The following is a 13,599-nucleotide window of genomic DNA, read 5'->3' as shown; positions in this document are numbered from 1 at the left end:
CGGAGTCCCGGGGTTAGGATCGATCGGTCCCGCCCGAAATCAGGAGTTGTCGTCGCCCGAGCGGCCGTACTCCTCGGGGTCGAGATTCACCACGTCGTCGTCGCCGGGGAAGCCGCCGACCCAGACGTTGCCGGAGACGAAGCCGCCGGTCTGTCGGTCCAGATACGGGCGGACGACGTAGCGCTTCAGCACTTCCCGGATCGGATAGCGCGTGACCGGGAGCGCGAGCGCGAAGCCGAGCGCGTCCGTGACGATGCCGGGCGTCAAGAGGAACGCGCCGGCGGCGATCAGGAGACCACCGTCGAGCAGTTCGTTCGTCGGGGCCTCGCCCGTCGCGGCCTTCCGCTGGAGTTTCGAGAGGGTGTGGCGACCCTCCGCGCGGACGAGCAGCATCCCCACGAGGCCGGTGAGAACCACCAAGAGCACTGTCGGGACGAAGCCGATCCGCCCCGCGATCGGCAGCAACAGGAGCGTGTCGGCGAGCGGAATCGCCAACAGAAGCGCGATGACCCAGCGCGTTCGCATACGCCATCGTTTGCGACCACCGTTGATAGCCCTTGTGTCGCGCAGCCGACGCACGAGGGTCCGGAGAACCGCACCTCGAAGGCCTTACCCGCCGGCCCGTCCGAGTACGGGTATGAACGACGACCGGACGCACGTCGAGTGGCGCGAGTGGGGGCCCGCGCCGTTCGAGGAGGCCCGCGCCGCCGACCGCCCCGTGCTCCTCTCGCTCACCGCGACGTGGTGCGACAGCTGTCACGAGATGGACGCCGAGACCTACGCCGAACCCCGGATCGCCGCGAACGTCAACGACGGCTTCGTCCCGGTTCGCGTCGACGTCGACAGACGACCGCGCGTCCGCGAACGGTACAATATGGGCGGGTTTCCCTCGACGGTGTTCTGTACGCCCGAAGGAAGGGTAATCACCGGCGCGACGTACCTCGGCCCCGACGGGATGCGACAGGTGCTCGACTCCGTCCGCGACGTCTGGAGCGAGCGCGGCGCGGAGGCCGGACGGATCCCGCGCGCGCTTTCGGGCGATCCGACCCCCGCGGGCCCGGTCGACGAGCGGATCGAATCGCACCTCGCCGGCCAACTCGACGAGAAGTGGGACCCGCGGTTCGCCGGGTGGGGCACCGACGCGAAGTTCCCGCTCCCGCGGACCATCGAGTTCGCGCTCAAGCGCGCCCGCGAGCAGGCGACCGAGACGCTCGGCGTGATCGGGGAGTCGCTTTACGACGAGGAGTCGGGGGGATTCTACCGCTACGCGGAGGGTCGCGATTGGTCCGATCCGCATACCGAGAAAGTGCTCGACGCGAACGCGGCGCTCGTGCGCGCGTTCGCCAACGGCTACCTCTACACCGGCGACGACGATCTGCTGGCCCCCGCGTTCGGGACCCGCGACTTCCTGATCGACCGCCTCTGGAACGGCACGGCCTTCGGAGGGAGCGTCGCGCCCGAGGAGAAGGACGCCGGAGCGTCGGCCGACGGCGACGGTGCGGCGGTCGGTAGAGGCGGTTCGTCGGGAGGCGACGCGGCGACGGACTTCGGGCCGCGTCGCGACCTGACGGCGTACGCCGGTGGCAACGCCCTGGCCGCCGACGCCCTTCTGACGCTCGTCTCGTACACCGACGACGGCACGGCGCGGGAGTACGCCACGCGCGTCCTCGACGCGCTCGATGAGAGATTCGTCGCGGCGGACGGCAGCGTCGCACACTTCGAGACGGGCGCGGGGTCGGGCGACGGGAGCGGGCAGGATCCGAGCCGCGGCGGAGAACCGGCGGGAGCGCCGCAACTCCTGCTCGAAGACCACGCTCGGATCGTCGCCGCCTTCGCGCGCGCGAGACAGGTCCTCGGGCCGAACGCGCTCGCGTCGGGGCGTGATCCGCTGGAGGTCGCCCGCACCGTGGCCGACCGAGCGATCGAGGCCTTGCAGGAACCGGACGGCGCGTTCCGCGACGGTCCCGAGGCGGGCGTGGGTCTCCTCGACGAACCGCTCAGGCCGCTCGACGGGGGCGTCGAGATGGCGGCGGCGCTTCTGGACCTCGGCGCACTCATCGGCGAGCTGGAAGCCGAAAGCGCGGAGTCAGCGGCGGCGGAGCAGTACGTCGACGCGGCGCACGCGGGCGTCGCCGCCTTCGCCGGCGCGTGGGACCGCATCGGCGTCCAAGTCGCCGGCTACGGATCGGTCGCGGCGCGGCTCACCCGTCCGGACCTCACCGTCGCCGTCGGTGCCACCGCCGGGAGCGACCTCCATCGGGCCGCACTGCGCGTCGCCGACCACGAGGCCGTCGTGTTGCCCGAGGCCCCCGCAGTTTCGGCGGACGTCGCGACCGTCACTCGGGGAGCGGAAACTCGCGAAGTCACCACGCCCGAGGAGTTGATCGAGGCGGTCTCGGTGCTCACACGGGGGACGTGAGGGGGATCGCGGGAACCACCCACCCGTGTAAACCTCCGATTCGTTTTTATTCGTGGCCTCTCAGCGTGTGGTATGGCGAGTCTCAGGGATCTCGGACTGTCCGAATACGAAGCGCGAGCCTACCGGTCGTTGCTTCGAACGGGTCCGACAACGGCCAAGGAGTTGTCTCGTGCGAGCGACGTCCCGATGGGGCGGATCTACGACGTGCTGAACAGCCTCGAACAGCACAGCCTCGTCAGGAGTCAGGCCGCGAGTCGCCCGAAGAAGTACGTCGCGGTCGAGCCGGACACGGCGCTGGATCGGTTGCTGGAGAGCAAGCGGCGAGAGCTCCAGGAGAAGGCCGAGCAGTACGAGGGCGTCGTCGACGAACTCACCGAGGAGTTAGAGACCGCAGAGCCGGTGCAGAGCCAGTTCTGGACGGCCGCGGTCGGGACCGACGAGTGGATCGAACTCCTCGTCGAACGGCTCGCGGCGGCCGACGACTCCCTGATCGTGGTCGCCAGCGGCCTCTCCCCGCAGTTCGACCTGGGAACCGTCGGGGACAGGGTCGTCGCGGAACTGGAGGACGCGCTGGACCGCGGCGTCGACGTCTCCGTGCTGATGGCTCCGGATTTAGTGGAGTCGCTCCCGCGAAGCGTCGGCGAACGATACACCGAACGGCTCGCGGACCATCCCGCGTTCTCCGTCCGAACGGCTCCCGAACTCTCGGGAACCTTCGAACTCATCGACGACGTCGAGGTGTGCATCGAGGTCCCGAACCCGCTCGACCCCGGTGAGGCGTTCGCGATGATCGACCTGAAGGACCCCGAGTTCGCCGCGAACGTCCGGGAGATGTTCGACCCGCGGTGGGAGGCGGCGGCGCCGCTGTCGCTGTCCGCACTCACAGAGGAGTAGCGCGTCGGCGTCGGGTTCGACGTGCGGCCGGCGGTCGGAAGTGTCAGCGGTCGGGTCGCTGCCGGTCGATCAGTGCAGTTCTTTCCCGTTCAGTTCGGCGCGGAGTTGTTCGAGCGTGACCTCGCGCTCGGCGTGGGCGTTGTGCTGGTGGATCGACTCGTCGTTCGACTGCTTCATATGGACGACGGCGTCGTCAGCGAGGTGGTCGAACTCGTCGACGACCTGCTCGGCCATCGACCGGACGCAGTCCTCGACGAACTTCGCGTCCGCGTGGGCGTGGTAGGTCATGAAGTCCTCGTCGGGCCGCTTCGCGAGGTTGTAGATCCGCGCCGACATCGAGTCCCGGGCGATCTCGACGATGTCCATCAGGTCGACGTCGGGGGCGCCGTCGGCGGTGACCGTCAGAGTCGCGTGACCGCGCTGGGAGTGGCCCGGCTGGGGGACCTGATCCAGAAACTCCTCGATGGTCTCCTCGTCGACGTCGAGATCGCGCATCACGTCGCGTGCGCGGGAGGCGGACATCCCCTGCGAACACGGGCAGACCGTCATCCCGACGACCTCCGCACCGATCTCCTCGCGGGTCCCCTCGTCGGTGGCCGTCGCGCTGGCGACGATTTCGATCGTGCTCTGCGTGGAGAGTTCGCTCGCCGGCGTGTCCTCGCGGACCACGAAGTCCGCGGTCATTCTGACCTCGGCGGTCGAGGTGTACTCGTGCTTTTCGAGCAGGCGCTCGGCGACGTCGCCGCAGATGTCCTCGACGCGGTAGGCGGGCTCTGCGACGGCGGCTTCGAGCGTCTCGTCGATGACCTGCATATTCCGGCTCATATCGATCCCCTTGCGGCCGCTCGGCAGGTCGACGAACACCTCGAACTCCGCCGTCAGGATGAACGGTCGCTTGTCTTCCCGGGCGAGTTTGACGAGTTTCTCGACGCCGGTGACACCGACCTGACTCAACCCGACCGTGACGTCGGGTTGGCTGGCTTGTACGTCGGGAAGCTGGTGACTCATTGTCACTCGGGAAGGACGCAGTTTGATTAACGCTTTCGTTAGCCGAAGTCTGTCACGTTGACCCTCGCACACAGGCGAGTCACTGGTTCACCTTTCCAGAGTGCGTCACCCTCGACCTCGTCGTCTGAGACGAACAGTGAGAGATCGCCGACAGTGTCAGTCGGCCCGCCGAAGTTCGACGACGAAGACCGCTCCCTCCGGATCCGCTTCTTCGGGGCCGACGAGCACGCTCTCGGTCCCCTGTTCGACCCTGTCCTCGACCCACACGTCGCCGCCGTAGCCGTCGACGAGCGTTTCGACCAAGTAGAGACCGATCCCGGTTCCACCGCTCTCGAGACCCTTCTCGCCCTTCCCGAAGATCGCCTGCTTCTGACTGTCGGGGACGCCGGGGCCGTTGTCCGCAATGCGGACGGTGACGGTCTCTTCGTCGTCCGCGACGTCGACTCGCACGCTCGGGATCTCCTTGTCGTTGTGCTGGATCGCGTTCGAGAGCAGGTTCCGGAAGACGGAATCGAGCATCTCGTCGGCGTACACCGACACCGCCGGGATCGAGCCGGTGACGGTGACCACGGCCTCGGAGTGTTTCGACCGGATCTCGTCGATCTCGCCCTCGAGGGTACTTCTGAGGCCGATCGGCCGCTGTGTCGTTTCGGGCTCGAGCATCACGTCGGCCATATCTCGTGCCGTTCGCGTCAGTTCGACCGCGTGGGAGGCGCTCTCTCTGATCTTCGAGACGTACTCCGCACCGTCCTCGTCGACGTGGTCCGACAGGAAATCCGTGTACGCCGTCACGATCTGGAGGTCGTTCCGAATGTCGTGGCGGACCATCTGGTTCAGGATCTCGAGGCTGTCGCGCTGTTCTTCGAGCCGATTTTCGTACTCCTTGTGCTCGGTGACGTCCTGAACGACCTTGTGGACGCGCTCGGCTCCCGTCTCGTCGGTCGAGAGCGAGGCCGTGACGTTCACGTCTCGCGTCTCCCCGTCGAGCGTCTCGAGTCGTACCTCCCGGCTGACGTGGTCGTCGTCGGTGGCCCGGAGTGCCTCGACGAGCTCTTGGCGCTCGGAGGGCTCGACGTAGAAGTCGTCGACGGGGTGTTCGCGGAGCTCTTCGGCCGACCCCGCCCCCAGGAGCGACACGAGCGCGGGGTTGACGTATCCGAACTCGCCGTCGGGCGTCGGGTCGGTCGTAAAGACGCCGCTGCGGACGGTCTCGAGCAGGTTGTAGGCCAATTCCAGTTCCTTGCGGTTCCGCCGCTGCTCGGTGACGTCCTCCTGGAACCCGACGAAGTTGACGACCGTCCCGTCTTCGTCGCGAACGGGCGAGACGGTGACGCGGTTCCAGAACTCCGTCCCGTCTCGGCGGTAGTTCCGGAGTTCGACCGTGACCGGCTCTTCGGCGTCGATGGCCTCGCGTATTTCGGCGACGCGCGCGGAGTCGGTCCCCTCGCCCTGGAGGAACCGACAGTTCCGGCCGATCACCTCGTCGGTGTCGTACCCGGTCAGTTCTCGGAACCGCTCGTTCACGAACACGAGCGGGTTGTCTTCTCTGTCGGGATCGCTGATGCTGACGCCGAACGGCGCTTCGTCCATCGCGCGTGACTTCCGTTCGAGTTCCCGTTCGCGGTGCCTGCGGTCGGTGACGTCCGTCACGCGAACCAGGAACCGTTCCGCCTCGATCGCCCGCTCTTCGGACGGCGCTGTCCCGATGGTCCCGCTCTCGGCGGACCGCTCCACGGCACTGTCAACCGTCGAAACGCGCATCTCCACAGGGACAGAGACGCCCGGTCCCGTCCGGAGTCGAGACTCGACGGACCCCCCATTACCGGCCGCTTCGCGGAGCCTGTCGAGCAGATCGGCGTCGGCTCCGTCGGTCACGACGCGGGTCGAAAAGCCCCGGCCGACGAGGTCCCCACGGTCGACGCCGCACAGGTCGCAGTACCGCTGATTGCACTCTCCGATCCGTCCGGTCTCGGGATCGACGACGACGAGTGCGTCGGGGGCCGCATCGAAGAGCGCCCGATAGGAAGCCGATGACAGCGACATATCCGATCGAACCACCGTACGGAATTAACTATTCGGTCCGACCGCGACACGTCCGCTTCGGGAATCGGACCGCGTCCTAGGGCCAGTCGTCGCGGCCGCTCGACTCGAAGTGGTCCTCCGTCTCGGCGTCGCCGGCGAGGGTCCACCCTGCGGCCTCGGCCGCCTGCTCCAACGGGAGGTACTCCCAGTCGGCCGCCGCAGCGAGTTCGGCGTCCGCCTCGCTCGTCCCGACGAAGACGTGTCGATCGGTGTCGAACTGTGCTTTGACGTTCTTCAGGCTCTCTTCGACGCCGCGAGGGCCCGAGAAGAAGTCCTGTCTGACCCGGTGTTTCCGCGTGAAGTTGGTGACGACGTAGGTCGGTTTCTCGCTCACGACGCCGACGTATTCGGTCCACTGCCGCGCGTCGTTGAAGACCGCGTTCGGATCCGCCAGCGCCTGCAGCGCCGCCAACTCGAACGCCAGCGTCATATCGGCGTCGCCGCCGGGGCCGCTCGGGGACGAGGGGTCGTCGCTCATACCCGACTCTATCGCCTACCCGCCGAAAACTGCATCGGTCGCGCACGGCACCGCTGCCCGCGATCGGGAGGAACGAGAGTACTCCGTATCACACGACGCGGTAGTATTCGGTGAAGCGAACGACGTCGCCGGCCGCCAGCCCCGGGGCATCGATCAGCCGCGTGGTCCCGTCGACCGCGTCGAGGAAACTGCGGCGCTCCGACGGCGACAGTTGATCGAGGTCCCGGACTCGATCGCCCGAGTCGACCTCGGCCGGATCGCACTCGACGACGACGCGGCCGACGCTGGTATCCCCTCGCGTTCGAACGGATCTTGACATACGGTACCAAACAACAAGAAAGATCATAAAGATTTGGGCGAATCGGGGGACCGAATCGGCGCCGCAAACCGATGACGACGCACTCAGAGGACCAACCAAATCGTACACAGCCAACTCAGGCCGACGCTCAGTGCGGCCCCGGCGTGGGATACCGTCGGCTCGGTCGGCGGGTTCCGAAACAGCGCGTCGAAGAGAAACGCCGTCGCTGCCAGGCTCCCGATGCCGAGCCCTTGGTAGAGCGCTACCGCCTCGTGGACGCTCGCGAGCGCACCCAGCAGGATCGCTGCGGGGATGACGAGGAGAATCTTGTCGTAGTAGTTGACCATCTATCAAGGACCGATTCGCGGCCATCGCATAACCAATCTTTGCCGGTTCTCACCCGCTTCGAACGCTCACTCGCCCGTCGGCGGATCTCCCGATGTCATAGTGTCACTTCGGCACAGGGTGTTATCCGTGCCGAGCGCTGTCGGACCGACGCACAGGCGCCACAATCGCTGTCCCGTCGAGGTCTCAGTGAAGGGGGGAGAAAGAAACCCGCGGTCACCCGGCGAACGGCGTCCGTCTCACTCCGCCGGCGTCTCTTCGAGGTCGAGTTCGTCGAGTTCGAAGGTCTCCTGCATCAGGACGTCCTTCTGATCGGCGACGACGCGCTGTTCGCGCATCAGCTGCTTGAACTTCGTCTGCGGGGAGAGGTCGCCGATGAGGACGCCGCCGACGATGCGGCCGTCTTTAAACGCCAGCCGCCGCCACTCGGTGTCGGAGTACTTTGCCTCGGCCTCGTCGTCGCCGAGCGTCGGATGGCCGAAGGAGAGGAACGGGAAGTCGAAGTGCGTGATCGAGTACGAGGAGACCCACTCGAACGGCTCGGAGCCGTAGTCGACCATGTTCTGCGCCGCGATCGACCCCTGCTCCTTGGCCGATCCCCACGCGCCGTTCTGCGCGCGCTCGCCGAGGATGAGGTCCTCGAACTCCGTGATGTCGCCCGCGGCGAAGACGTCCTCGTGGTTCGTCCGCATGTACTCGTCGACGACGATCCCGGTGTCGGTCTCGATCGGCGTGTCCTGCAGGATTTCGGTGTTGAAGTTCAGCCCGATCGCGATGCCGACGAAGTCGGCGTCGTACTCGTCGCCGTTGGGGTCGACGGCGGTCGTCACGCGGCCGTCGCCGTCGGTCTCGAAGTGGTCGACGCCGGACTGGAACACCGGCTCGACGTCGCGTTCGCGCAGGGCCTCGTGGATGATCTCCGCGCCCTCCTCGGAGAGCGCGTAGCGCCACCAGCAGTCGCCGCGCATCAGGTATTTGCCCTCGACGTCCTGTGCCGCCGTGATGGCGGCGAGGTCGATGCCGAGCAGGCCCGCGCCGACGACGACGGAGCTGTCCGCCTCCTCGATATGGGACTTGATCGCGCGCGCGTCCTGGAACGTCCAGAAGTGGTGGACTCCCTCAGCGTCGGAGTTATCGACCGGGAGCTGTGTCGGCGTGCCACCCATCGCGAGGAGCAGTTTGTCCCACGAGACCACGTCGCCCTCGTGCGTCTCGATCGTGTGCTCGTCGACGTCGATGTCGACCACGAGCGTGTTGAGTTCGAGATCGATCTCTCTCTCCTGGTACCACGATTCGTCGTGGATCGAGATCGGCGCCTCCGGGAGCTTCCCCTTGGCGAACTCCTTGATCAGGATCCGATTGTAGAGGGCCTCACCCTCGTCCGTGATGACGGTAATATCGGCGTCGGGCTCCTCCTCGCGGAGGGTCTCGGCGGCGGAACTGCCGGCGACACCGTCGCCGATGATCACGTACGACTGAGTCATATTCGAGCGATTCGGCTTCGGGGTTAATGTGGATTGCTATCCGGTCGGCTGCTGGATCGTCACCGTTCCACGTCCAGTCTCGGACGCGTATTGTGAAATCCGTACAAGTAGTTGCCAGTCCGTCCAGCGGCCGTCGGACTCTCACGTCACTCTAGCTTTCCGAGCGCCTCGAAGAAGTCGGCGGTCGGCCCGGCCATCCGAACCGGTCGATCTGCCGTCTCGACGGTGACCGCCGCGGGGGTCTCGACCCGTTCGCGGATCCGGCCGTCGACGACGACGACCGCGTCCTCGGCGTCCGAGACCGTGACCGTGACGGTCGCGTCGCGGTCGACGACGAGCGGCGGCCTCCCGCCCGCGGCGGCCATCCCGGTGACGACGATGCCCGAGACGCCCGGATGAATCAGCGGCCCGTCCTCGCTGAGGTTGTACGCGGTGCTGCCCGTCGGCGTCGAGACGAGCACGCCGTCGGCGTGGCAGTCGGCGTACCGGGAGCCGTCGATCGACACCTCGACCGACGCGCCGCCGCCGTGGCCGCGGCGCGGCCCCTGCACGACGATCTCGTTGACGGCGGGCGGTAACGTCCACCCTTCGCCGCTCGCCGCGAGTCGGGGCATCGACCGCGTTGGGAGTTCCCCGTCGGCCCGGAAGCGTCGGACCTCCGTCAGGACCGCGTCGACGGCGTCGTCTGGGGAGACCGCGTTGAGAAAGCCGACTTCACCGAGGTTGACCCCGAGGATCGGCGTGGTTCCCGCGCCGTGGGCGGCGAAGAGGAACGTCCCGTCGCCGCCGATGCTCACCACGAGGTCGGCCGCGTCGAACTCGTCGATTTCGCGTCCCGCAACGTCCAGTTCGGCGGCCGTCGCCGCGTCGACCCACACCGTGACGCCCTCCGAAGCGAGTCGCTGCCGGATCTCGCCCGCCAGGCGGGTCGTTCGGTCGTTTCCCCACTGCGCGACGATGGCCACCTTCATCTCCGTCGCAGGGTTCGACGCGACGTCAAAAAAGGGCTCCGTCACGTGTCGTCGACGCGGAACGTGTCGGCGCTCGACCTCGATCCCAAGAGGGCCTCGACGACGCGGCCGACGGGCAACATTGATAGCCACCCCGGCCGAGGTGGAAACGACGGCGATGGAAGGGAGCCGCCAGGGCGCAGAGCGCCCGAGTCGGATGTCGAGTACAGCGCCACCGTCGCGTGGGGTGGCCCACCGTGAGTGACGACGACGATTGGTTCGAGCAGGCGCTGCGGGAGGACGCCGACGCGCCGGCCGACGAGGAGTCGGCGACGACGGAGTCGGAGTCCGACGATTCGAGGCTCGACGAGCAGGCGCGCGAGGAACGAGACGGAGACCCGGCACCCACGGATCCAGAGTCGGAACCGGACGCGGAGACGCCGGCGGACGTCGAGACGGCGAGAGACGTCGGGTCGTCAGCGGAACCCGCCGCCGACAACGTCGATCCCGCCTCCAGCACCGACGAACCAGCGCCCGATAGCGACGAAGGCCGCCCTGGCACCGACGAAGGCCGCCCTGGCACCGACGAAGCGCATCTCGGTGCAGACGAAGCGCCTCGCGATTCCGACGAGGGAGCCCCCGGCGAATCGACGCCCGACATCGGCGCAGACGCGGCCGACACCGCGTTCGGTTCCGACGAGACGACCGAATCGGAGCCAGCCTCGGGTTCCGAGGACGAGAATCCGTTCGACCAGGATTTCGCCACGGCGCTGGAGAACGCTCCGGACCCGGGCACCGATGGGCCGTCGGGGCCTGGCGACGGAGCGAACGGCGCGTCGTCCGCCGGGTCCGCGCCCGACGACCCGTTCGGCTTCGGCGGCGGGGAGTCCGGCGACGACGCGTTCGGCTTCGGTGGCGGGGGCGAGTTCGAGGGCGACGCGTTCGGCGGCGGCGCAGAGGAGGAGTTCGACGAGGCGGCGTTCGACTCCGATCTCGAACGGCTCGACGTCGGGATCGGGGGGCTGGACGATATGATTCTCGGTGGCGTGCCGCGCCGGTCACTGATGGTCGCGGTCGGCTCGGCCGGGACGGGGAAGACCACGTTCGGCCTCCAGTTCCTGAATCACGGCCTCGAAAACGGCGAATCGGCGGTCTACATCACGCTGGAGGAGAGCCACGACCGGATCCTCGACACCGCTGCCGAAAAGGGGTGGGACTTCGAGAACTACGTCGACGAGGACCGACTCGCCGTCGTCGACATCGACCCCATCGAGATGGCCAACAGCCTCGACAGCATCCAGAACGACCTGCCGGACCTGATCGAGGAGTTCGGCGCCGACCGGTTGGTGCTCGACTCCGTCTCGCTTCTGGAGATGATGTACGAGAGCGCGCCGAAGCGCCGCAGCCAGGTGTTCGGGTTCACGCGCGCGTTGAAGAACGCCGGCATCACGACGCTCCTGACCTCGGAGGCGAGCGAGGACAACCCCTACACCTCGCGGTTCGGGATCGTCGAGTACCTCGCCGACGCCGTGTTCGTTCTGCAGTACGTCAGGGGGAGCGACTTCCGGGAGACGCGCCTCGCTATCGAGATCCAGAAGATCCGGGACGCGAACCACTCGCGGGCGACGAAGCCCTACGAACTCACCGAGTCGGGCATCAGCGTCTACCGACAGGCGAATATCTTCTGACGGGGCGTGTCGTAATTCTTGTCTGTGACGACGCGATCAGTACAGAAGACGTCGTTACCAACCGAAGATACTTGACCGATCTTGAGTTATCCAAAAAAGTGGATCAAAACCTGTTCACGTATCTGAAGGGGGTTGGGTTGGTTCTCGCGCTGTTTCTCGCCCTGTATCCGGCGATCCTCATCGCTCAGTTACTAACCAACACAGTTACCGAATCCCTCGGACAAATAACGATCCTCTTGATTCTGTCTGGTATCGCGTGGATCTGGATACTTCGTCTGTATCGCGCGTATCGTTCCGTTGGATTGCGGATGAAAGCCTCTGAGTAACCGCACCAGTACGGAAGCGCCCGTTAGCGGTCAGTTCGGACGTCTATCGATCACCGAGTTCATTCAAGCTCTGCCCGTCGAATTGCTCTGATTGCTCAGTACAGCAGTTCGGCGTCGTCCTCGATCATATACAACGCGCGTGCGGCGATGTTGACCGCGTGGTCGCCGACGCGTTCGAGGTCCCGAACCGTGAGCAAGAGCCGCGAGATGTCCTGCAGGTACGACTCCGCGTCGGCGTCGTCCTCGCCGAACGGGTCGTGTTCGATGAGGTCCCGGACGACGGTCGAACTGGCGGCCTCGCACATCGCGTCGAGGTCGTCGTCGCGCTCGGCGACGGCGTAGCAGGCCTCGGGCTCCTCGTTCGCGTAGGCGGCCATCGCGGATTCGAGCATATCCAGCGTCTCGACGCCGATCTGCTGCACGTCGACCTCGGGGAAGACGTCGCGGTCGGCGTCCATCGCGTACTGCGCGAGGTTGACCGCGAGGTCGCCGATCCGTTCGAGGTCGGTGATGATCTTGAACGACGCCGCGATGAAGCGGAGGTCGGAGGCGACGGGTTGCTGGAGCGCGATCAGATCGACGCACTCGCCCTCCAGGTCGAGGTACATCTGGTTGATCTCGTCGTCGCCGCCGACGACCTCTCGCGCGATGTCGCGGTCCTTCTGTTCGAGCGCGTCGAGCCCCAATCGAAGCCGTTCGGCGACGAGTTCGCTCATGTAGAGGACGTCGTCGCGGAGGTTCGAGAGGGACTCCTGGTATTCTTGTCTTGGCATAGTGTGTTACCCGAACTTCCCGGTGATGTAGTCTTCGACCCGCTGGCTCTCGGGGTTCTCGAAGATCTTCTGGGTGTCGTCGAACTCGACGAGTTCGCCGCCGGTCAGGAAGACCGCGGTCTGATCGGAGATGCGGGCGGCCTGCTGCATATTGTGCGTGACGATGACGACCGTGTAGTCCTCCGCGAGTTCCTCGATGAGGTCCTCGATCTGCGAGGTCGCGACCGGGTCGAGCGCCGAGGCGGGTTCGTCCATCAGGAGGACCTCCGGGTCGGGCGCGATGGCGCGGGCGATGCAGAGTCGCTGCTGTTGGCCGCCGGAGAGTTCCAGTCCCGACTCGTCGAGTTGGTCTTTCACCTCGTCCCAGAGCGCGGCGCGCTTCAGCGACTCCTCGACGATCTCGTCGTAATCCCCCGCTTTGTCCTGGATCTTCAACCCGTACGTGACGTTGTCGCGGATGCTCTTCGGGAACGGGTTCGGCTTCTGGAACACCATCCCGACGCGGCGGCGCAGCGCCACGGGGTCGACGTCGTCGTCGTAGACGTTCTTCCCGCGGAGGTAGAGGTCGCCCTCGACGCGGGCGCTGTCGATGAGGTCGTTCATCCGGTTGATACAGCGGAGGAAAGTCGACTTCCCGCACCCCGAGGGGCCGACCATCGCGGTGACGCTTCGTTCGGGGATGTCCATCGTGATGTCCGAGAGCGCCTGGTCGTCGTCGTACCAGACGTCGATGTGCTCCGCGCGGACGACTGTGTCGCGCGTCCGCGACCCGCCGGCGGAAGCGCCGACGCTCTCGCTGACGTCCGTCTGGATGTTCATCCCGTCGGCGGTCGGATCCGCCGAGTCGTCTCGTT

The 13,599-nt window shown here is 66.6% G+C and carries 14 protein-coding genes; 4 read left to right on the top strand and 10 right to left on the bottom strand.

Annotation, left to right across the window (positions count from 1 at the left end; genetic code table 11):
- Positions 1-39: 39 nt before the first annotated feature.
- Positions 40-525 carry an FxsA family protein gene (locus tag NO360_RS04560; RefSeq protein WP_256306321.1) on the bottom strand — a complete coding sequence of 162 codons (486 nt, stop codon included), beginning with the start codon at positions 523-525 and terminating at the stop codon, positions 40-42.
- 112 nt (positions 526-637) lie between these two features.
- Here NO360_RS04560 and NO360_RS04555 point away from each other — a divergent pair, with 112 nt between their 5' ends.
- Both NO360_RS04555 and NO360_RS04550 read left to right on the top strand, forming a co-directional pair.
- Complete coding sequence (locus tag NO360_RS04555; RefSeq protein ID WP_256306320.1) at positions 638-2,419, top strand: DUF255 domain-containing protein; 1,782 nt, start codon at positions 638-640, stop codon at positions 2,417-2,419.
- Positions 2,420-2,491: 72 nt separating this feature from the next.
- On the top strand, positions 2,492-3,313 hold the full coding sequence (locus NO360_RS04550) for a TrmB family transcriptional regulator (protein WP_256306319.1): 822 nt from the start codon (positions 2,492-2,494) through the stop codon (positions 3,311-3,313).
- A gap of 69 nt (positions 3,314-3,382) precedes the next feature.
- On the opposite strand, the gene mptA is transcribed toward NO360_RS04550, so the two are convergent.
- The 7 genes from mptA to NO360_RS04515 all read right to left on the bottom strand — a co-directional run bounded on the left by mptA (position 3,383) and on the right by NO360_RS04515 (position 9,979).
- The gene (gene mptA, locus NO360_RS04545) at positions 3,383-4,321 is read right to left on the bottom strand and encodes a GTP cyclohydrolase MptA (protein WP_256306318.1); all 939 of its coding nucleotides are present in this window, start codon (positions 4,319-4,321) and stop codon (positions 3,383-3,385) included.
- Between the two features lie 156 nt (positions 4,322-4,477).
- Positions 4,478-6,364 carry a PAS domain S-box protein gene (locus NO360_RS04540; protein WP_256306317.1) on the bottom strand — a complete coding sequence of 629 codons (1,887 nt, stop codon included), beginning with the start codon at positions 6,362-6,364 and terminating at the stop codon, positions 4,478-4,480.
- 76 nt (positions 6,365-6,440) lie between these two features.
- Entirely contained in the window at positions 6,441-6,881 is a 441-nt protein-coding gene (locus NO360_RS04535) for a DUF7124 domain-containing protein (RefSeq protein ID WP_256306316.1), read from the bottom strand.
- 88 nt (positions 6,882-6,969) lie between these two features.
- Positions 6,970-7,200: a DUF7979 domain-containing protein gene (locus NO360_RS04530; RefSeq protein WP_256306314.1), complete on the bottom strand. Its 231-nt coding sequence runs from the start codon at positions 7,198-7,200 to the stop codon at positions 6,970-6,972.
- Between the two features lie 83 nt (positions 7,201-7,283).
- Complete coding sequence (locus NO360_RS04525; protein ID WP_256306312.1) at positions 7,284-7,526, bottom strand: DUF8015 family protein; 243 nt, start codon at positions 7,524-7,526, stop codon at positions 7,284-7,286.
- 237 nt (positions 7,527-7,763) lie between these two features.
- Entirely contained in the window at positions 7,764-9,008 is a 1,245-nt protein-coding gene (locus NO360_RS04520) for an NAD(P)/FAD-dependent oxidoreductase (RefSeq protein ID WP_256306311.1), read from the bottom strand.
- Between the two features lie 146 nt (positions 9,009-9,154).
- Complete coding sequence (locus NO360_RS04515) at positions 9,155-9,979, bottom strand: NAD(+)/NADH kinase (protein WP_256306309.1); 825 nt, start codon at positions 9,977-9,979, stop codon at positions 9,155-9,157.
- Positions 9,980-10,215: 236 nt separating this feature from the next.
- Here NO360_RS04515 and NO360_RS04510 point away from each other — a divergent pair, with 236 nt between their 5' ends.
- Complete coding sequence (locus NO360_RS04510) at positions 10,216-11,646, top strand: KaiC domain-containing protein (RefSeq protein WP_256306308.1); 1,431 nt, start codon at positions 10,216-10,218, stop codon at positions 11,644-11,646.
- Positions 11,647-11,744: 98 nt separating this feature from the next.
- Positions 11,745-11,972 carry a hypothetical protein gene (locus NO360_RS04505; RefSeq protein ID WP_256306307.1) on the top strand — a complete coding sequence of 76 codons (228 nt, stop codon included), beginning with the start codon at positions 11,745-11,747 and terminating at the stop codon, positions 11,970-11,972.
- Positions 11,973-12,067: 95 nt separating this feature from the next.
- Here the strand turns inward: NO360_RS04505 and phoU are convergent, their stop codons facing one another.
- Both phoU and pstB read right to left on the bottom strand, forming a co-directional pair.
- On the bottom strand, positions 12,068-12,745 hold the full coding sequence (phoU, locus tag NO360_RS04500) for a phosphate signaling complex protein PhoU (protein WP_256306305.1): 678 nt from the start codon (positions 12,743-12,745) through the stop codon (positions 12,068-12,070).
- Between the two features lie 6 nt (positions 12,746-12,751).
- Positions 12,752-13,564, bottom strand: coding sequence for a phosphate ABC transporter ATP-binding protein PstB (gene pstB, locus NO360_RS04495; protein WP_390282118.1), 813 nt, complete (start codon positions 13,562-13,564; stop codon positions 12,752-12,754).
- Between the last annotated feature and the right edge of the window lie 35 nt (positions 13,565-13,599).

It is taken from the genome of Halobellus litoreus, assembly GCF_024464595.1.
GTDB classification, from domain to species: Archaea; Halobacteriota; Halobacteria; order Halobacteriales; family Haloferacaceae; genus Haloquadratum; species Haloquadratum litoreum.
The sequence above is the reverse complement of the archived record's forward strand: the minus strand, read 5'-3'. Positions and strand labels throughout refer to the sequence as shown.